The sequence below is a fragment of the Streptomyces sp. NPDC033177 genome (genome assembly GCF_055577715.1).
Window position 1 is genome coordinate 228,407 of the sequence record NZ_JBVIPS010000009.1, and the last position, 17,869, is coordinate 246,275.

18 protein-coding genes are annotated in these 17,869 nt (G+C 71.6%); 9 read left to right on the forward strand and 9 right to left on the reverse strand.

Annotation, left to right across the window (positions count from 1 at the left end; all coding sequences use genetic code 11):
- Nucleotides 1-40: 40 nt before the first annotated feature.
- Nucleotides 41-1,855: a coagulation factor 5/8 type domain-containing protein gene (locus ACZ5U5_RS29580; protein WP_469027526.1), complete on the reverse strand. Its 1,815-nt coding sequence runs from the start codon at nt 1,853-1,855 to the stop codon at nt 41-43.
- 429 nt (nt 1,856-2,284) lie between these two features.
- Between ACZ5U5_RS29580 and ACZ5U5_RS29585 the strand changes: the two genes are divergently transcribed.
- Nucleotides 2,285-3,337 (forward strand): LacI family DNA-binding transcriptional regulator, encoded by a 1,053-nt coding sequence (locus tag ACZ5U5_RS29585; RefSeq protein ID WP_469027528.1) that lies wholly within the window; start codon nt 2,285-2,287, stop codon nt 3,335-3,337.
- Nucleotides 3,338-3,375: 38 nt separating this feature from the next.
- Here the strand turns inward: ACZ5U5_RS29585 and ACZ5U5_RS29590 are convergent, their stop codons facing one another.
- Together ACZ5U5_RS29590 and ACZ5U5_RS29595 are read right to left on the reverse strand one after the other, a co-directional pair.
- The gene (locus ACZ5U5_RS29590; RefSeq protein WP_469027530.1) at nt 3,376-3,864 is read right to left on the reverse strand and encodes an ATP-binding protein; all 489 of its coding nucleotides are present in this window, start codon (nt 3,862-3,864) and stop codon (nt 3,376-3,378) included.
- An 8-nt stretch (nt 3,865-3,872) separates the two neighbouring features.
- Nucleotides 3,873-4,736, reverse strand: a complete 864-nt coding sequence (locus ACZ5U5_RS29595) for an MEDS domain-containing protein (RefSeq protein ID WP_469027532.1) — start codon at nt 4,734-4,736, stop codon at nt 3,873-3,875.
- A gap of 129 nt (nt 4,737-4,865) precedes the next feature.
- Between ACZ5U5_RS29595 and ACZ5U5_RS29600 the strand changes: the two genes are divergently transcribed.
- The gene (locus tag ACZ5U5_RS29600; protein WP_469027535.1) at nt 4,866-5,774 is read left to right on the forward strand and encodes an aminoglycoside phosphotransferase family protein; all 909 of its coding nucleotides are present in this window, start codon (nt 4,866-4,868) and stop codon (nt 5,772-5,774) included.
- 19 nt (nt 5,775-5,793) lie between these two features.
- Here ACZ5U5_RS29600 and ACZ5U5_RS29605 read toward each other — a convergent pair whose 3' ends face one another.
- The 4 genes from ACZ5U5_RS29605 to ACZ5U5_RS29620 form a co-directional block, all read right to left on the reverse strand.
- The gene (locus ACZ5U5_RS29605; protein WP_469027537.1) at nt 5,794-7,785 is read right to left on the reverse strand and encodes an ABC transporter permease; all 1,992 of its coding nucleotides are present in this window, start codon (nt 7,783-7,785) and stop codon (nt 5,794-5,796) included.
- Nucleotides 7,786-7,972: 187 nt separating this feature from the next.
- Complete coding sequence (gene modA, locus ACZ5U5_RS29610; RefSeq protein WP_469027540.1) at nt 7,973-8,779, reverse strand: molybdate ABC transporter substrate-binding protein; 807 nt, start codon at nt 8,777-8,779, stop codon at nt 7,973-7,975.
- Between the two features lie 77 nt (nt 8,780-8,856).
- Nucleotides 8,857-9,264 carry a TOBE domain-containing protein gene (locus ACZ5U5_RS29615; protein WP_469027542.1) on the reverse strand — a complete coding sequence of 136 codons (408 nt, stop codon included), beginning with the start codon at nt 9,262-9,264 and terminating at the stop codon, nt 8,857-8,859.
- 86 nt (nt 9,265-9,350) lie between these two features.
- Nucleotides 9,351-10,133 (reverse strand): arylamine N-acetyltransferase family protein, encoded by a 783-nt coding sequence (locus ACZ5U5_RS29620; protein WP_469027545.1) that lies wholly within the window; start codon nt 10,131-10,133, stop codon nt 9,351-9,353.
- 129 nt (nt 10,134-10,262) lie between these two features.
- On the opposite strand from ACZ5U5_RS29620, the gene ACZ5U5_RS29625 reads away from it, so the two are divergent.
- From ACZ5U5_RS29625 to ACZ5U5_RS29650, 6 genes are all read left to right on the forward strand, one after another.
- Nucleotides 10,263-11,414 carry an epoxide hydrolase family protein gene (locus tag ACZ5U5_RS29625; protein WP_469027547.1) on the forward strand — a complete coding sequence of 384 codons (1,152 nt, stop codon included), beginning with the start codon at nt 10,263-10,265 and terminating at the stop codon, nt 11,412-11,414.
- 111 nt (nt 11,415-11,525) lie between these two features.
- The gene (gene fes, locus ACZ5U5_RS29630; protein ID WP_469027550.1) at nt 11,526-12,758 is read left to right on the forward strand and encodes an enterochelin esterase; all 1,233 of its coding nucleotides are present in this window, start codon (nt 11,526-11,528) and stop codon (nt 12,756-12,758) included.
- Nucleotides 12,759-12,876: 118 nt separating this feature from the next.
- Nucleotides 12,877-13,257 (forward strand): cell division protein SepF, encoded by a 381-nt coding sequence (locus tag ACZ5U5_RS29635; RefSeq protein WP_160507707.1) that lies wholly within the window; start codon nt 12,877-12,879, stop codon nt 13,255-13,257.
- Nucleotides 13,258-13,398: 141 nt separating this feature from the next.
- On the forward strand, nt 13,399-14,574 hold the full coding sequence (locus ACZ5U5_RS29640; protein ID WP_469027554.1) for an AAA family ATPase: 1,176 nt from the start codon (nt 13,399-13,401) through the stop codon (nt 14,572-14,574).
- The gene (locus tag ACZ5U5_RS29645) at nt 14,561-14,884 is read left to right on the forward strand and encodes a nucleotide pyrophosphohydrolase (protein WP_469027556.1); all 324 of its coding nucleotides are present in this window, start codon (nt 14,561-14,563) and stop codon (nt 14,882-14,884) included. Before ACZ5U5_RS29640 ends, ACZ5U5_RS29645 begins: the two co-directional genes overlap by 14 nt.
- 277 nt (nt 14,885-15,161) lie before the next feature.
- Complete coding sequence (locus ACZ5U5_RS29650; protein ID WP_469027559.1) at nt 15,162-15,644, forward strand: DUF6099 family protein; 483 nt, start codon at nt 15,162-15,164, stop codon at nt 15,642-15,644.
- A 65-nt stretch (nt 15,645-15,709) separates the two neighbouring features.
- On the opposite strand, the gene ACZ5U5_RS29655 is transcribed toward ACZ5U5_RS29650, so the two are convergent.
- Complete coding sequence (locus tag ACZ5U5_RS29655) at nt 15,710-15,934, reverse strand: hypothetical protein (protein WP_469027561.1); 225 nt, start codon at nt 15,932-15,934, stop codon at nt 15,710-15,712.
- 282 nt (nt 15,935-16,216) lie between these two features.
- Nucleotides 16,217-17,140: an LLM class F420-dependent oxidoreductase gene (locus ACZ5U5_RS29660; RefSeq protein WP_469027564.1), complete on the reverse strand. Its 924-nt coding sequence runs from the start codon at nt 17,138-17,140 to the stop codon at nt 16,217-16,219.
- Between the two features lie 178 nt (nt 17,141-17,318).
- Between ACZ5U5_RS29660 and ACZ5U5_RS29665 the strand changes: the two genes are divergently transcribed.
- Nucleotides 17,319-17,771: a cold-shock protein gene (locus ACZ5U5_RS29665; RefSeq protein ID WP_469027566.1), complete on the forward strand. Its 453-nt coding sequence runs from the start codon at nt 17,319-17,321 to the stop codon at nt 17,769-17,771.
- Nucleotides 17,772-17,869 lie beyond the last annotated feature (98 nt).

Below are 17,869 nucleotides of genomic sequence, written 5' to 3' on the forward strand. Positions count from 1 at the left end.
TTGCGGGGGAGGGAGTAACTGGCCTGGAGGGTCAGGCGGTTCAGGGGAAGGAGACCACCGTGGACGGCACGGTGTCGGATCCCGACGTGGGAGCACCGATCGCGTTGATGACGTGCGCGTACTGACCCTTGCCGCCGAGTGAGACGACGAGCAGGTGGTGGAACTTCACGCCCGGCTTGTTCGGCGCCGCGAAGCCGTGTTCCTGCACGATGGTCGGGTCGACGTTGTAGAAGCAGTAGCTGCCGAGGCCCCAGCCCTCATGGGTGTTGACGGAGTCGGCGACCTTGTACGCGGCGAAGCCCCGCAGGCTGCCGTTCTGGATGGCGGCCTGGTTGGGGGCGTCGTACGCCTTCTCGTTCTGGTAGAAGATCGTGCGCCCGCGCTCGCCGTTCCACTGCACGTCGTACTTGTTGAAGTGCTCCACGAACAGCCCGGTCGCAAGGACGTCCGCACCGTTGACGACCACGCCGTAGTCGGCCCGGTTGGTCTCCCAGCCGACGCCGTCACCGTGGTCGGCGCGCCAGACCCAGGTGTGGTCGACGATGGTGTGGCGGCTGTTGACCACCATGCTGGTGGTGGCCTTGCCCGCGCCCGCGCCGCCGATGCGGATGAACACGTCCTGGACGGTGGTCGGGTTGCCGACGTGCGAGCCGCTCGCGCCCGAGGGGCCGATCTCGACGAGCGTCCGGGAGTTCTGCGGACCCGCGTCGACCAGGAACCCGGCGAGCCGCACCCCGTCGACGTCGGCGGTCTTCACCGCGGTGACCCCGTTGTCCGGGATGAGGGTGGCGTAACCGATGCCGAGGACGACGGCGTTCGCCCGCTTGACCTCGATCGGCCGGTCGAGGTGGTAAATGCCGGGCGTGAGCAGGAGGTTGAGCCCCTGGTCGAGGGCGGCGTTGAGGGTGGCCGCGCTGTCGCCCGGCTTGGCGACGTAGAAGGCGGAGAGGGAGAGGGACTGGCCCTGCGGGGTGCCGTGGCCCCAGCTGGTGCCGCGGGCGTTGGTGCGCAGGGCGGGCAGGAAGACCTTGTACTCGGCCCCGTCGAGGTAGATGAAGGGCTTCTCGCGGGAGTACGGGGTGTTGTTCAGGGTGGTGTAAGGCGGGTTGGGGAAGGAGTCGCCGGGCGCGCCCTCCACCCCGGAGAACACCATGTTCCACACCGCGTTCAGCCAGCCGCCGATCGAGCTGTCGCGGGTGTACCACTGCTGTTGGGAGTACGGCTGGACGGTGCCGTCGATGCGGCTGTCGGCGATGTAGCCGCCGCTGGCCCAGCCGTAGCCGTTGGGGGCGAGGTTCAGGTCGCCGCGGATGTGCATGCGGCGGAACGGGGCGGCCTGGGAGACCGCCCAGCGGTTGGCGCCGCTGACCGGGGAGAGGGAGAGGTTCTCCGCCGAGCGCCAGAAGTTCTGGGTGGCGTTCCCGTTGAACCAGCCCGCGTCGACCGTGACGTCACCGTTGAAGTGGGTGTCGTCGGGGGAGAGCCCCAGGCCCATGATCGAGGTGTAGAAGCCGATCTGGGCGTTGAGGCCGCTGTAGTTGCCGGGCTTGAACAGCAGGGCGTAGCGGTCGGTGCCGAACTGCGCCGACTCCTGCTTCCTGAATATCTCGTCCAGCTTCCCCTGGATGCCGCCGGTGGACGGGTCGAAGACGATGACGTTCGGGCCGAAGTCGGGAGCGAAGGCGTTCGCGGGCCGTGGGCGGCGGGCGGCGGGGGCCTGTGCCGGGGGTGCGTCGGGAGCGGCGACCGCGTGCGAGGCGAGCATCCCGGTGGCCGGGACCGCCAGGGCGGCGGCCAGGGCGGAGCGGCGGGAGAGGGTGGATCTGGCGGCGGGCGCGGGCTGGTGCTCAGACATGGCAAGTCCTTCTGTCGGCTGCGCGGTTGACGCGCTGAAGTGGTGACGTGCTGACGTGCTGACGTGCTGGCGGTGGGGGGCGGCGCCGCTCCGGGGAGGTTGGGGCAGAGCGGTGCCGCATGCGGTCCGTTCAGATTCCGGACGTCGTTCAGGATCTGAACGGTGATCGCTGAGAGAGCGCTCTCTCGCGTTGGATAGTTGTGTCTGGGACAAGGCGCGTCAAGGGGTTGCGCACGATGTCGCGTCGACTGGGCGGGAAGAAGTCAACTAGGTGCCGCTGTGGGAAAGTTGACAACAATCGGTCGTACGTGGGTGATATGTCCGGTGGTCGTTGCGATGCCGTCAACGGCCGCTGACTCAAGCCGACTTGGCCCCGCATCAGGTATGGAGAGCCGAACGCCCGCCCACCCCGGTTGCTATAAAGACCCCGTGACTGCCGACGCCCCGCGCCCCGCCCGCCCCGTGACCCTGGAGGACGTGGCCCGGACGGCCGGGGTCTCGCGTGCCACCGTCTCCCGGGTCGTGAACGGAGCGCCCACCGTCGACCCGGTGCTGCGCCGCACGGTTGAGGAGGCGGTCGAGGCCACCGGTTACGTCCCCAACCAGGCCGCGCGTTCCCTGGTGACCCAGCGGACCGACTCGATCGCCCTGGTCGTGTCGGAGCGGGAGCGCCGGCCGGTCGAGGCTCCCTTCGTCGGCCGGATGTTCACCGACCCCCACTTCGGCCGGGTGGTCGGCGGTCTCCTGGACGTGCTGCGCCCGGCCGGGGTCCAGATGGTCCTGATGCTGGTGGACGACGACACCTCGCGCCGGCAGTTCCTCTCGTATCTGCGCCAGGGGCACGTGGACGGGACGGTGCTCGTCTCCTCGCACGCCTCCGATCCGCTGCCCCGGCTGCTCGCGGAGACCGGGCTGCCCGCCGTGCTGGCGGGGCGCCCGGCGCAGGCGGTCCCGCTGCCGTACGTGGAGGTGGATCAGCGGGCGGGCGCGCGGATGGCCGTCGACCGTCTGGTGGCCGGGGGCCGCCGCACGATCGGCAGCGTCGCGGGACCACAGGACATGCCGGCCGCCCAGGAGCGCCTCCAGGGCTTCCGCGACGCTCTGGCCGCGCACGGCATCACCGAAGCACCCTGGGCGGAGGGCGACTTCACCCGGGTGGGCGGCGCCGAGGCGACGCGGCGACTCCTTGCCGAACGCCCGGACCTGGACGGCGTGTTCGTCGCGTCGGACCTCATGGCGCAGGGCGCGCTGCAGACCCTCCTGCGGGCAGGCAGACGGCTGCCGCAGGACGTGGCGGTGGTCGGCTTCGACGACAGCGAGGCCGCCGGTGCCTGCGAACCCGCCCTGACCACGGTCCGGCAGCCCGTGGAGGAGATGGCCGCGGAGATGGCCCGGCTGCTCCTGGCGCGGATCAAGCGGCCGGGGCGCGCGCCGCTGTCGATGGTGTTCCGGCCGGTACTGGTGGAGCGGGCTTCGGCGTGAGGGGTGAGGCATGAGCGGCGAGGGGCGTGTGGGCCGGGTCAGGGCAGCAGAGCCACCAGTGTGACCGTGGTTCCGGCCGGGCAGACCGTGATGTCGAAATGGTCCGCGAGGGCCTGCGCCAGCCACAGGCCCCTGCCGCTCTCGGCCTCGTCGCCGTCGGGCAGGGTCGCCGCCGCGCACGGCTCCGCCCGGGGCAGCCCCGGGCCGCTGTCCCCGATGACGCAGCTCAGCCCCTCGGCCGTGTGCGCGAGATGGATGCGGCCCTTGCCGCCGCCGTGTACGACGGCGTTGCTGGCGACCTCGTGCACGGCGAGCACGAAGTCGCTGAGGCGGGGGTCGCAGAGGCCCGCGTCCTCGGCGCGACGGTTGACCAAGAAGCGCAGACGCGCCAAGTCGGCGATGGTGAAGGGGAGTTCCAGGAGAGTGATCCTGCCTTGTGTCGGGGCGAGGGTGGCGTCGATGTGATTCCGGTGCGGGGCCGGGTCACCGCCGTTGTCGTCGTTGCCGATGCCGCGGTTGAGGATCACTTCGCGGATCACCCTTCGCCCAGGACCAGTTGAGGCACGTCGACGGCTCCGCAGAGCCGTATCACTCTGTCCTGCTCGGGCCGTGAGCGCACCGCCAGAAGGTGGTCGCGGGGCAGCCCGCTCGCGAGCCGCACCAGCGTCGACGCGGCGTGTACGTCCATGAAGCACAGCTCGGAGAGGTCGAGCAGGCGCGGACGGTCCGGGCCGGTCAGGGCGCGCGCGAGCGCCGAGTCGAACTCCTCGCGCGTGGCGAGGTCGACATCTCCGGCGACCCGCAGTTCGGTGCCTGTCCGGGCTATGTCCAGGGCGCCGAGGCGGCGCAGGATCTGTTTGGGGTGGGCGCGGTGGACCCGGTCCAGGAGATCCTCGCCGAACTTGCGCCGGTCGTACTCGCAGATGGCGGTGAACCCGATGTCGGCGAAGAGCGGCGAGAGCCCGGACTCGTACTCGACCAGGAGATCCTCGTCGACGCCCGGTTCGGTGGCCCAGTCCATGTCACCGACCGCCCGGATCCCGGAGAAGCCGTCGTGGCGCGCCTTGTCGGTCAACTCCACCCAGGTGGCCACGCGTTCGACGGGGTCGAAGCCGGTGACCGGGTCGTACCCGGGGACTTCGTTGACCACGACGAGGCGGCCGTCCATGAGCGCGGACCCCAGCGGAAAGCCGCCGGCGCTCAGCTGCTCGGCCGCGACGGCGGGAGTGGTGGCCCGGTCGGTGAAGAACACCACTTGCTCGCCGCGCGACAGGCCTATGTCGGCGTACGCGGCACGGAGTTCCCAGCGGGTTTCGTCGTCGTCGAATCCGAGGCACGCGTGGTCCCCGGAATTCATACGGGTGACGGAGACCGTCCTGGTCACAGAACTGGCATCCATGGGGGCAGAGCCTAGGGTCCGCGCGAGGCGACGCGGCCGTGGTGATCACTGTTGACTGAAGTCGTTCCAAACGCTCGACAACTCGATAATTCGTTGCGCGGCGCGCTTGCGGGAGACGATGATCCCCGCATGGTTTCGACTCCTCCCGACGGCCGCGCCGGCATCGACGCCGCCCTGGTGCAGCGTCTGGTCGCCGCCCAGTTCCCGCAGTGGCGCGACCTGCCCGTGAGGCCCGTGGAGGTCGACGGCTGGGACAACCGGACCTACCGCCTCGGTGACACCCTCACGGCCCGGTTGCCCACGGCCCCCGGCTATGTCCCCGCGGTAGCCAAGGAGAACGAGTGGCTGCCGCGGCTCGCGCCGTCCCTGCCGTTCACCGTCCCGCCGATCCTGGGCGCGGGCGCCCCGGGTGAGGGCTACCCCTTCCCGTGGTCGGTCCGCGGCTGGCTCGACGGGGAGACGGCCGCTCGCGGACGCATCGACGACATGCCTCAATTCGCTCTCGCCGTCGCGGAGTTCATCCTCGCCCTGCAGCGCTGCGACACCACCGGAGGCCCGCTCGCGGGCGAGCACAGCTGGTACCGAGGGGCGTCCCCTGCGTACTACGACGAAGAGACCCGGCGGTGCCTGGCCGCCCTCGAAGGCCGCGTCGACACGGAGCGCGCGGCGGCCGTCTGGGACGCTGCCCTTGCCGCCGAGTGGCACGGGACGCCCGTGTGGTTCCACGGCGACATCGCCCCGGGCAATCTGCTGGTCGCCGACGGCAAGCTGACCGCCGTCATCGACTTCGGCACCTCGGGCGTCGGGGACCCGGCCTGCGATCTGGTGATCGCCTGGGGGATGCTCGCGGGCGAGAGCCGGGAGACGTTCCGGCGCGCGGTCGGGCAGGACGCGGGCACCTGGGCGCGGGCGCGCGGCTGGCTGCTCTGGAAGTGCCTGCTGACCCTGACCGAGCACATCGACACGGACCCGGAACGGGCAGCCGTGGAACGGCGGTTGATCGCCGAAGTCATCGCCGACCACGAGCTGTTGGCCTGACCTTCCGGGCGGTGGCGCCTCACGTGGGCACGACGGTGACCTCCGTCGCCTTCACGCTGGTCCACACCGGCGTCCCGTCGGTGAGGCCGAGTTCGGCGGCGGCCTGCGGGGTGATCTCGGCGACGAGGTCGGGGGCCTGGGGTGAGGTGATCAGGAGCCGGAGCCTGCTGCCGCTGGTGGTGATTTCGCGGATGGTGCCCGGCCAGACGTTGCGGGGGCTGCCGGTGGGCCTGTCGCGGTGCACGGAGACCGCTTCCGGGGCGATGATCGCCAGGGCCTCGGTGCCCGGCGGCAGCGGGTCGGCGATCACGAGGGAGCCCCCGCCGGGCAGCGCGAGCCCCTCGGCTCCCGCGGTGCCGGGCCAGGCGTTGCGGCCCAGCATCCTGGCGACCCAGGGGGAGCGCGGATGCCGGGTCACTTCGGCGGGCGCCTCGTCCTGGAGGGCGAGCCCCTGGTCCAGTACGAGAACCCGGTCGGCGAGGGACACCGCCTCGACGGGATCATGCGTGACGATCAGGCAGACGCCGCCGAAGGTGTCGAGGTGCGTGCGCAGGGTGTGGCGCACGTGGGCCCGGGTGGTCTGGTCGAGGGCGGCGAGCGGTTCGTCCAGCAGGAGCAGCCGGGGCCGCGCGGCCAATGCCCTTGCCAGCGCCACCCGTTGGGCCTGACCGCCGGAGACCTGGGCCGGCCTGCGGTGCGCGAGGTGCCCGACGCCGAGCCGGTCGAGCCACTCCTGGGCGCGCCGCCTGGCCTCGGCCCGCGGGACACCCAGCGCGCGCGGTCCGTACGCCGTGTTGGCGAGGGCGCTCATGTGCGGGAAGAGGGCGCCGTCCTGCGGGACCCAGGCGACGTGGCGGCGGTGCGGCGGCAGCCCGGTGACGTCGGTGCCGCCGAGCCGGAGCTCGGCGTGGGCCCGGGGGGTGAGGCCGAGGAGCGCGCGCAGCAGCGTGGTCTTTCCCGCGCCGTTGGGCCCGACGACAGCGATCGTGGTGCCCGGCTCGGCGTCCAGGGTGAGCTGGTTGAAGCCGCTGACCTCGGCGTGCAGGGACCACTGCTCCGGGGACGGGGACGGGGACGGGGACGGGGACGGGGACGGGGACAGGGACGGCGACTCGACCGCGGGGGTCTCCGCCGCGGCGACCTGGGGAAGCGCCGGCGAAGCCGCCTCATCCGGCAGCCGCTCGTACCGCCCCTTGCGCCGGTCGCCCGGAGTGCCCATCCAGCGGCCGCGCAGCGCGACGAGCACCGCCATGGCGATGGCGAGCAGCAGCAGCGACACGGAGGTCGCGGCCTCGGGGGAGTCCTGGAGCAGCAGGTACACCTGGAGGGGCAAGGTCTGGGTGGTGCCGGGGAGGTTGCCCGCGAAGGTGATGGTCGCGCCGAACTCGCCGAGGGCCCGCGCCCAGGTCAGGGCGGCTCCGGCGATGAGCCCGGGAGTGACCATGGGCAGCGTGACGGTGCAGAACACCCGTAGGGGCGAGGCGCCCAGGGACGCCGCGGTCTCCTCGTAACGGGGGCGGAGTCCACCGAGGGCGCCTTCGAGGCTGATGACGAGGAACGGCATCGCGACGAACGTCGCGGCGATCACCGCGCCGGACGTGTGGAACGGCAGGGTGATCCCGAACGTGTCCTCCAGCCATGGCCCGAGCAGCCCGCGTCGCCCGAAGGCGAGCAGCAGGGCCACACCGCCCACGGTGGGCGGAAGCACCATCGGGAGCAGCACGAGGGAACGGATGACCGCCTTGCCGGGAAAGTCGACGCGGGCGAGCAGCCAGGCAAGCGGCACCCCGAGCAGCAGCGAGAGCGCCAGCGCCCAGAAGGAGACGACGAGGGACAGTCGCAGTGCCTGCGTGGTCCCCTCACTGGTCAGATGGGCCCCGAGCTCGCCCCACTCCGTACGGGCGAGGATCCCGAGCAGCGGCAGCATCAGGAACGCGACGGCGAGCAGCGCGGGGATCGCGAGGGCGATCGGGGTGCGGGGGCCGGCGGTGCGGCCGCGCAGGCGTTTCATCGTGGTCCCTGGGGTGCGCGCTGGGCGGTTCGCGAGGTGAGGGGGCGTCAGGGGCGGTCCGGGAGACGGCCGGACCGCCCCGACCGGGGAGGCGGCCGGCCCCCTCACCTCGGCGGGTGCGGCTCCATCCTGCCGGGCGATGTCGTCATCTCCCGACAAGGTGGCGCCACGGCTTTCCGGGCGGTGCTTACGGCTTCTCGAAGCCCGCGCCTCGCAGGATCTTCTGCGCGGCGGGCGTGGAGAGCCACTTCACGAACGCGGTCGCGGCCTCCGCGTGCTCCGACGTCTTCAGGGTGGCCGCGGGGTACTCGGCGATCGCGTTCTCGCCGTCGGGGATCTTGACCGCGTCGACCTTGTCGGCGGCGGTGGCCGCGTCGGTCTTGTAGACGAGCCCGGCATCGGCCTCGCCCAACTCGACCTTGCTCAGGACCGCGCGGACGTTGGGCTCCTGCGAGACCGGCTTCACGCGGATGTCCTGGTCGTCCAGGATCTGCTTGCCGTAACGGCCGACGGGCACCTCGGGCGCGGCGAGGACGACCTTCAGCTTGCTGTCGGAGAGGTCCTTCAGCTCGGTGACCTTCTTCGGGTTGCCCGCGCCGACCGCGATGACCAGGCGGTTCTTGGCGATGACGGACGGTTTGCCGGTATCGGCCTTCAGGCCGTCCATGGTCTTGGTGTCGGCGGTGACCAGAGCGTCGGCCGGGGCGCCCTGCTTGACCTGGGCGGCCAGTTCCTGTGAACCGGCGAAGGAGAAGTTGACCTTCGTGCCCGGGTGCTCCTTCTCGTACGCGGCACCCGCGGTCTTGAAGACGTCGGTGAGCGAGGAGGCGGCGAGCACGGTGAGGTCGGCCTTCGGGGCGGCGGCGCCCGCGGGCTTCTTGCCGCTGTCGCCCTTGCCGTCGTCGTTGCCGCAGGCGGCGAGCGGGACGAGCAGGGCGGCCGTCATCGCGGCGGCCGCGGCGCGGCGCCGGGCGGGGGTGAGAGCGAGGGACATGAGCGTGGGACTCCTAGAAGCCGGGCCGACGGCGCGGTCCGGCCCATCGTGGCGGGCCCTGGGGTGCGGACCAGGGATCAGGTGCGGTCGATGTGCACGCTGGTGGACTTCACGCGGGCGGTCGCCTGCATGCCGACCTCCAGACCGAGCTCTTCCACGGCCTCCCGGGTCAGGAGCGAGACGAGCCGATGCGGGCCTGCCTGGATCTCCACCTGGGCCGCGACGTCGCCGAGCTTCACGGCGGTGACGATGCCGGGAAAGGCGTTGCGGGCGGAGGTGTAGGGGACCTCGTCCTCGCTGTTGCCTCCCTGCGTCTGGCCCTGCGCGACCTCGACGGAGAACGCGGCGAGATCACGGCCGTCGATGAGCCGCCGACCGCCTTCGTCGCGGTGGGTGGCGACCCGTCCGGCGTCCGCCCAGCGACGGGCGGTGTCGGGGCTGACGCCGAGCAGGCGTGCCGCCTGTCCGATGGTGTAGGACTGCATGCGCGACACGATAGGCCGCATCACCTGGCATCTACAACACTTCTATGCGTTCCTCCATCGCAGATGCGGCCGCGTTGGAGGAACGCTCAAGAGGTCTCCCGCACCCGCGGCACCTGCTGGAGGGCGATGCCGAAATGCGTGGCGTACGCGTCGAGCACGTCGGCGTCCGTGGCCAGTTCGGCGGTGTGGCGCTCCCCGGCCTCCGTGGTGGTGAGGGTGTGGCCGCTGAGGGTGATCCGTCCGGTTTCGGTGAGCATCGAGCAGACCAGCGACTGCGTGAAGTGGGACCGGGGCGACGTGCGGTGCCACCAGGCGCCGGAGGTGAAGTCACCGAGGGCGCGCGGGCGCAGGTCGACCACGTACTGCGCCTTGCCGTCCCTGCTGACGTCCAGGTCGCCCTCGGGGGTCTCGGCGATGCGGAAGACGCCGCCGGGGTCCTGCTGGTCGCCGCGCTCGCCGAAGACAAGCGGGAAGTGGCTGTGGGTGCCGAAGCCGACGTCCGCGAGCAACTCGTCGCCGTCGGAGGTGCGTACGTGCAATGCCAGGTGGTCGTAGGGGATCCCGGGGTGCCCCTCGGCGTCGTACACCCGGGCCTGCAGCAGGGTCACCTCGAAGCCGAGTGCGGTGAGCAGCGCGGCGAAGGCGCCGTTGAGTTCGTAGCAGAAGCCGCCACGGCGGGCGCCGACGACCTTGGCGACCAAGGAGTCCTCGGTGAGGTCGATGTCCTCGCCGAGGTGGATGGAGAGGTTCTCGAAGGGGACGGCGCGCAGGTGCGCGAGGTGCAGGTCGTGCAGGGCCCGCGTGGTGGGAGCGGCGGGGCGCTCGGCGCCGATGCGGCGCAGGTAGGCATCCGTCGTAGCAAAATCCATGGGCAGATTCTTGCGTGTCGACGCATCATGGGCCTGCCCCCGCCGCCCAGCCGTCGCTTCGGCGCCGCGGCGCTCCGGGCACCCCCTGCTTCCGCACCGAAGGAACCAATGCTCGTACCGAAGGAACCAATGCCGGCCGAACCCGTTCCCTTCCGGACCTCCGTCTCCGACGACGTACTGAACGACTTGCGTACGCGCCTCGGGCGCACCCTCTTCACGCAGCCCTCCGACTCCACGTACTGGGCGGCGGGCGTCGACCCCGGTTACCTGCGCGCACTCGTCGGCTACTGGGCGGACGGCTTCGACTGGCGCGCCGCCGAGGCCCGGCTCAACGCCTTCCCCCAGTACGTCGCCGAAGTCGCCGGACGGCGCGTGCACTTCGTCCATCTGCGGGGCCGCCGCCCCGAGGGTGCCCCCGCGCCGCTGCCGCTGGTCCTGAGCCATGGCTGGCCGAGCAGCTTCGTGGAAATGCTGCGGGTCGCCGAGCGGCTTGCCGACCCGGGGGCGCACGGCAGTGACCCCGCCGACGCCTTCGACGTGGTGATCCCCTCGCTGCCCGGCTTCATCCACTCCGAGCTGCCGCGCGAACCGTTCACCCGCAGGGGCGTCGCCGAGATCTGGCACGAGCTGATGACCGGGACGCTGGGCTACGAACGCTTCGGGGCCTTCGGCGGAGACATCGGCGGCGGGGTCACGCAGTGGCTCGGCGCCCTGTATCCACAGACCGTGGCCGGGGTGCACATCACCTCGGCCGTGATCACGGAACAGTTCGACGCGGAGCCGCCGACTCCCGAGGAGCGGTCGTACCTCGACGCGCTGGCCGCGTACGACGTGGGCGATCAGGGCTACAGCGAGATCATGTGCACCCGGCCGGACACGATCGCCGCGGCCCTGATGGACTCGCCGGCGGGGCTCGTCGCCTGGATCGCCGACAAGTACCGCGACTGGAGCGACTGCGGCGGCGATCTGGAGGCCCGCTGGGACAAGGACACGCTGCTCACCGTCGCGACCCTGTACTGGGCCACCGGCAGCATCGGCTCGTCCTTCCGCCAGTACTACGACTACCCCCGGAACAAGCCGGTGCCGCCCATCACCGTCCCCGGAGCCATCACCCTCAGCCATGAACCCGCCTTCGCGGACTACCCCAGGAGCCTGGCCGAGCGCGCCTTCACCGACCTGCGCCACTGGAGCACCCCGAAGCGGGGCGGGCACTTCATGGCGCATGAGGAGCCCGAGCAGGTGGCCCGGGAGCTGCGGACCTTCTTCCGGGCACTCAGGTGAGTTAGGTTAGGCTTAGCTAACTTGATGTTGTCGTGTGCTGGACGTCGTGATCTCGGCGTCCAGTGCTGGACCAGGAAGGCGGGGAACGATGCGGGTCCTCTTCGTGTGCGGATGAGCGTGACCACGGGGGTGCCCGCGGCCGACGCGGCGCCCCGCCGATTCGCGGGCGCCGCGCCCCGCCTCGAACGCGTCGCCGCCCGTGCCGCCGACGCCACCGCAGCCGAACGTGCCGTCATCCTGGAGGAGTTCTGGGCGGACGTCGCACACCGTGGCACCCCCCTGATCGAGCCTCTGGAGGGCGACCCTGACCACCGCGCCGTGACGTTCCTGTGGCGGGGCCACCGTGCCACCCGGCAGGTCCTGCTCGTCGCCGAGGGCATCGCGGACCGTACGGACCTCGCCGCGTCCCGGCTGAGCCCGCTGCCCGGCACGGACATCTGGCACCTCACCTACCGGCTGCGCGCCGACCACCGCGGCTCGTACCGCATGGCGGCCGACATCTCGCCCGGCGAGCCGCCCGCATCCGCCGACCTCCTCCAGCGGCGGCTGCTCTCCCTGTCCGCACACGCCGCGCCCGACCCCCTCAACCTGCGCTCGCTGCCGGGGCGTTGGCCGGATCGCGACTTCTCCGTGTTCGAACTCCCGCGGGCGCCCGCCCCGCCCCGGGCCGGGCGGCGCGCCGATGTGCCTCGCGGGAGGGTCGAGCGGCACCGGCTGCCCGCCGGGGTGCTCGGCGCCGAGCGGGACGTGTGGGCGTACCTACCGCCGGGCGGCCCGGTGGCCGAGCTGCCGGTGCTCGTGCTGAACGACGGCGACATGTGGTTCGGGCGGCTCGACTTCCAGGACACGCTGGACGCCCTCGTCGCCGACGGCGCCGTGCCGCCGCTCGCGGTCCTCGCGCCGGATGCCGTCGACAGGGCCACGCGCACCCGGGAGCTGGGCGCGCACGACAGCCATGTGCGTTTCCTCGCCGACGAACTGCTGCCGTGGGCGGCCGGCCGCCTGCCCCTCACCACCGACCCCGCGCGCACGCTCGTCGCGGGCCAGGGCCTCGGCGGACTGACCTCCCTGTACGCGGGGCTCCTGCGGCCGGAACGGTTCGGCAACGTCCTCGCCCAGTCCGCGCCCGTCTCGGCCCTCGACGTCAGCGCCTCACGGCCCGTCGCCGTACGTCTGGACGTCGGACTGCACGAGAAGGAAATTCTTGATCAACATCACGATCTGTACGAGTCCCTGCGCTCGCGCGACTGCCGGGTGACCCTGAACGCGTACAACGGCGGTCATGACTGGGCCTGTTGGCGCGCCGGCCTCACCGAAGGGCTTGTGGGACTCCTGGGACACTGACCCGTCGGCACTGGCACACTGGTCCGCCCGCTCCGTGTCGCTGTTGGGCTGAACGGGTGAGGTCGCGTAAGAATGAACCAGTGCAGATATCGAGTGCGAGCCAGGACGGGGTGGAGCGTTGAACAGCCACGACGTCACCGATGAACAGTGGGAAGGGCTCGCCCAGGTCGTACCGCTGCGCAGCCGCAACGAATGGCCGTCCTGGCCCGGCCACCGCGCGATGCCCGACGCGGAGACCGAGGCGCGGCGCCGTTTTGTGGTGATGCGGGTGAACATCTTCGCGGACGCCCGCGAGGTCGCCGAGACCGTGATGGCGCAGATCCCGGTCCTCCTCGACCTGACCGGGGCGGAGACGGAAGTAGCCAAGCGCGTACTGGACTTCAGCAGCGGCGTGGTCCTCGGCCTCGGCTGCGGGATGCACCGGGTCGACAAGAACGTCTTCCTCCTGGCGCCGCCCGGCACCGAGGTGCAGGGGCTCGTCGCGGCGGCACAGTCGTAGCGGAGTCCTGGCGGACGCCGCCGTTGCGGGGGCCTTCCACGGAGGACACAGGAGTTCGGTAATCCTGCGGAATCCCTCATTCGTAGGAAGGTCACTTGGGCGGAACGGTTCACCAGAGCCGTGTCCGCCTACCGTCCGGACATGACTGTGCACCTTCCGGAGGCGGGCGCCGAACCACCGACGGGTCCGGACCGGAGCCGCGTCACCGAACTGCGTCTCTCGGCTTTCGCCTCGCACCGGAGCGCCGTGTTCCCGCTCGGACCGCTGACCCTCGTCGCAGGGCCGAGCGGGAGCGGCAAGACCACCGCACTCGCCGCGTACGAGGCACTCGCGAGGCTCGGCGCGGGCGAGGAACTCGTCGACGTCTTCGCCGATCCCGTGGCCTGCGTGCCCGACCGCGCACGGGGTGACGGACAGCACCGGCGCGGGTTCCGCATCGGCTGCACGGTCGACGGTCCCGTCGGGGCGGTGCGGCTCGACGTCGCCGTACAGGCCGAGCCCGAACTGCGCGTCGTGGGCGAGCGGCTGACCCGGGGTGGCCTCACCCTCCTGGAGACGGCGCTGCGTGATCCGGGGCGGCGGGCGGTGCAGGCCGCCTGGCACACGGCGGGCATGACACCGGTGACGCGCGGTCCGCTGCCGGACGACCGGCTCGGCACGGCGCTGCTCCCGCTGCGGGTCGCGGGCAAGACCGAGGGGCAGCGCCTGGTGCTCGCCGCGGCCGAGCAGGTGGTGGTCGCGCTGCGCTCGGTGTTCCCGTGCACGCCTCGGCCCGGTCTCATGCGGCTGCCGGTGCCTCCCGGACTGATCGGCGCGGGGCGCCTGTTGAGCGGCTGCGACAACATCGCCGAGGTTCTTCTCCGTACGCGCCAGGAGTGCGGCCACCGTCACGCGCGGCTGGTGAGCGCGGTGCGGGCGGGGTGTGCGGGGCCGGTCGTGGACGTGCTCGCGGAGGTGGCCGATGACGGGTCGGTCCATGCGCTCGTCGACCGGGGTGGCGGCATCAGGTCGCCCGTCGGGCGGCTCGGGGACGGCGAGTTGCGGTATCTGGCGCTGGCCCTGGTGCTGCTCACCGGGCCCGGGGTGCTTGAGGTGGACCCGGTGGCCGAGGTGCCGTCGGCCTATCAGAGCCTCACCGTGCTCGCCGACGGACTCGACCACTTCCTCGACCAGCGGCAGAAGCGCGCACTCGCCGAACTGGCGGCGGACACCTGCGAGCGCGGCCACATCCGGCTCGTCGGGACGGTGAGCGACGCGTCATGGGGCGCGCTGGCGGGCGGGGCCGCGATGGTAGACCTGGGGCGTGACGGAACTTGATGTAGCGGGACTGCAGCGCAGGCTGGCCGACTTCGCGGCGAAGCGGGACTGGGAGCAGTACCACACGCCGAAGAACCTGGCCGCCGCGCTCAGCGTGGAGGCGTCCGAACTGGTCGAGATCTTCCAGTGGTTGACCCCGGAAGAGTCGGCACGGGTGATGGAGGACCCGGAATCGGCGCACCGGGTGACGGACGAGGTCGCCGACGTGCTGGCCTACCTGCTGCAGTTCTGCGAGGTGCTCGGCGTCGACGCGCTGGCGGCGCTCGACGCGAAGATCGACCGGAACGAGCGGCGTTTTCCCGCGGGGTGAGGTGAGTGCGCGGTCCGGTCTGGTCCGGCCCCCGGGCGGGCGGTCTGGTCTGGTCCGGCCCCCGGGCGTCTGTGGGTCCTACGTGCTCGCAACGCAGATCTATGGTGCGTAGATTTGTCACTCTCTGGAGTGGACGCGTTGTCCACAGTCGATAACTTGTCCACAGATTTCCTGGTTGCTCTGGCTTTTCGTCCCGTTGGCACTCACTCTGGGTAGTGGGCAAGGGAGTTCGGGCGAACGTGCGGTGGGTGTGCGCGCGGGATGGGTGGGGGTGCGCATGGAGGCGATGCGGCTCATCGAGGCGAGCAGACACGCACTGGCGCGGAGCCAGGACCCCGCGGACATCGTTGCCGAGGTGTGGCAGTCCCAGGCCCTCGCGCAGGCGATCGGCAGCCGGCTCGCGATCGCAGGGCCTCCGGAGTTACGGGGGGAGGCGCTCGGCCTGAGCGAGGTCGGCGGCAGAGGCTGCGGGGCCCTCGTCGCCCCGGGCCTCGGGACGGAGGAGATCCGGGCGGCGCGGCTCACGGGCATCGGCCGGGCGCACGAGGTGCTGCGGGGGCTGGACGAACTGCTCGGCGATGTAGGGATCGCGCTGGTCGGCGTGGCCATGGGCGCGGACGACGAGGGGGTGTATTGGCAGTGCATGGAAGCGATCGACGCCGCCGACGAGTCGAGGGACCGGGTGCTCGAGATGCTGCGCAGGCTCGCGGTGCGCGAACAGAGCCTGCCCGAGACCGACTCGGCGGCGGGGTCGCCATGATCCGGGGTCGTGCCGGGGGCCGGGTGCGGCCGGCCGGCACGGGCGCCGGGGGAGTGCCGGTGCCGTCAGAAGCGGTTGGGCTCGCCGCCCGCGGAGGGGCGAGAGGCGGGGGGCGTGGTGCCGTCGGCCGTCGTGGACTGCTGCAGATCCGCGTCGAGCTGGGTCAGGTCCGCGTTGAGCGCGGCCATCAGCTCCTCCATCTGCTGGAGCAGGCCCTTGGGTGGGCCATGCTGCTCGGGCACGGACGGTTCGCGCGCGGCCTCCTGCTCGGGTACGGCTTCCTGCGACATGGCGGCCTCCTCGGCCCTCGCCCTCCAGGTGGCGGAGGGCTGCTGGTGCAAGCGACGCACCAGCAGCTGCTGCCGGCACGGGCGCCGGGCGGTCCGGCTCCGCCCGAGCCAACGATCATCTGCTGCGGCGGGTCACTGGGGCGGGGCCGCACCGGATGCGGGGTTGACGGAATTTCACCCGGCCGGGGCGGCGCGCTACGGCGGGGGCCGGTGGAGTTGACGGGAGCGCGGCAGGGGCCGACTCCACCGGCACGGCACGGCCGCGGGGCGGCCGTGGCGCGGTCAGGTCAGCTGCGACATGACCTGCGAGGAGATCAGCTCCAGGTGGTCGAGGTCGTCCAGGTCGAGGATCTGGAGGTACATGCGCTGCGAGCCGGCGGCCTGGTAAGCGGCGATCCTCTCCACGACCTCATCCGGGGAGCCCGCGAGCCCGTTCGCCCTCAGGTCCTCCACCTCGCGTCCGATCGCGTCGGCCCGGCGCTTCACCTCCGCGTCCGTCTTGCCGACGCAGGCCACCAGGGCGTTGGAGTAGGTGAGGTCGTCGGCCGAGCGGCCGATGTCCTCCGCGGCGGCGCGCACGCGCTTGAACTGCTGCTCGGTATCGGTGAGAGAGGCAAAGGGAATGTTGAACTCGCTTGCGTAGCGGGCCGCGAGGGCGGGCGTCCGCTTGGCGCCGTGGCCGCCGATGAGGACGGGCACCTTGGGCTGCGCGGGCTTGGGAAGGGCGGGAGAATCGGAGAGTTGGTAGTAGGTGCCGTCAAAGGTGAAGCGCTCGCCGACCGGCGTCTCCCACAGGCCGGTGACAATGGCGAGTTGTTCCTCCAGGCGCCCGAACTTCTCCTTCGGGAAGGGAATTCCGTACGCGGAGTGCTCTGCCTCGTACCACCCCGAGCCGAGGCCGAGCTCGATGCGGCCGCCCGACATCTGGTCGACCTGCGCGACCTGGATCGCGAGGACGCCGGGCAGCCGGAAGGTGCCCGCGGTCATCAGTGTGCCCAGCCGGATGCGCCGGGTCTCGCGGGCCAGACCGGCGAGGGTGATCCAGGCGTCCGTGGGGCCGGGAAGACCGTCGGAGGAGCCCATCACGAGGTAGTGGTCGGAGCGGAAGAAGGCGCTGTAGCCGAGGTCCTCGGTGGCTTTGGCGACGCGGAGGAGCGTCTCGTAGGTCGCACCCTGCTGCGGTTCGGTGAAGATTCGAAGGTCCATGCAGCTATCTTGCCCGGACGCCCGAGTCAGTTTCAGTCGCCCGCAGGCCGTGTTGCGCCTGGTCGCCCCAGGAGCCCGAGGGGCCGCGCGGCCGTGTGGCGCAGGGGCCCGGAGGCTACGCTTTGGCACTGGTTGTCCGGGCGAGGGGCCCGGAGACGGTGTCGCGGTTGGGGTCGAGATGGTTGCTGGCAGAGTTGTCCGGTTCGACGGCGCGCGGGGGTATGGGTTCATCGCCCCGGAGCACGGTGGGGAAGACGTGTTCCTGCACGCCAACGACCTGCTGATCCCGGAGCCCTTGGTGCACACGGGGGCGCGGGTCGAGTTCGAGATCGAGGAGGGGGAGCGCGGGCCCAAGGCGTCGTCCGTCCGGCTCCCCGCGGGGGCGCAGGTGCAGACGGCAGCGACGTTCGCGGGCGGCAGGGCCCAGGTGCCGCCGTCCGTCCAGGCGTCGGCCGCCGGGTTCGACGACGGCGAGGAGCCGACCTGCGACGTGCTCAGCGTCGCGGAGTACTCGTTCGAGATGACCGAGCTGCTCCTGGAGGCCGCTCCGTGGATGACCGGGGAGCAGATCAAGCAGCTCCGCGAGCAACTGGTGCAGCACGGCAGGAGCCACGGCTGGGCGGAGGGCTGACGGGTCACGAGGGGGTCAAAAACCCCTGAGTGAGTCAGTGATGTTCGCTGTACGGTCTAGAGGCGCGCTGGAGCCGCAACCCGTAAGTTTCCGCAGTT

Coding starts and splice junctions, on each gene's coding strand:
- ACZ5U5_RS29580 (WP_469027526.1), bottom strand. CDS start 1,855: ATGTCTGAGCACCAGCCCGCGCCCGCCGCCAGATCCACCCTCTCCCGC.
- ACZ5U5_RS29595 (WP_469027532.1), bottom strand. CDS start 4,736: ATGGATGCCAGTTCTGTGACCAGGACGGTCTCCGTCACCCGTATGAAT.
- ACZ5U5_RS29600 (WP_469027535.1), top strand. CDS start 4,866: ATGGTTTCGACTCCTCCCGACGGCCGCGCCGGCATCGACGCCGCCCTG.
- ACZ5U5_RS29605 (WP_469027537.1), bottom strand. CDS start 7,785: ATGAAACGCCTGCGCGGCCGCACCGCCGGCCCCCGCACCCCGATCGCC.
- modA (WP_469027540.1), bottom strand. CDS start 8,779: ATGTCCCTCGCTCTCACCCCCGCCCGGCGCCGCGCCGCGGCCGCCGCG.
- ACZ5U5_RS29615 (WP_469027542.1), bottom strand. CDS start 9,264: ATGCAGTCCTACACCATCGGACAGGCGGCACGCCTGCTCGGCGTCAGC.
- ACZ5U5_RS29620 (WP_469027545.1), bottom strand. CDS start 10,133: ATGGATTTTGCTACGACGGATGCCTACCTGCGCCGCATCGGCGCCGAG.
- ACZ5U5_RS29625 (WP_469027547.1), top strand. CDS start 10,263: ATGCCGGCCGAACCCGTTCCCTTCCGGACCTCCGTCTCCGACGACGTA.
- fes (WP_469027550.1), top strand. CDS start 11,526: ATGAGCGTGACCACGGGGGTGCCCGCGGCCGACGCGGCGCCCCGCCGA.
- ACZ5U5_RS29640 (WP_469027554.1), top strand. CDS start 13,399: ATGACTGTGCACCTTCCGGAGGCGGGCGCCGAACCACCGACGGGTCCG.
- ACZ5U5_RS29650 (WP_469027559.1), top strand. CDS start 15,162: ATGGAGGCGATGCGGCTCATCGAGGCGAGCAGACACGCACTGGCGCGG.
- ACZ5U5_RS29655 (WP_469027561.1), bottom strand. CDS start 15,934: ATGTCGCAGGAAGCCGTACCCGAGCAGGAGGCCGCGCGCGAACCGTCC.
- ACZ5U5_RS29660 (WP_469027564.1), bottom strand. CDS start 17,140: ATGGACCTTCGAATCTTCACCGAACCGCAGCAGGGTGCGACCTACGAG.
- ACZ5U5_RS29665 (WP_469027566.1), top strand. CDS start 17,319: ATGGTTGCTGGCAGAGTTGTCCGGTTCGACGGCGCGCGGGGGTATGGG.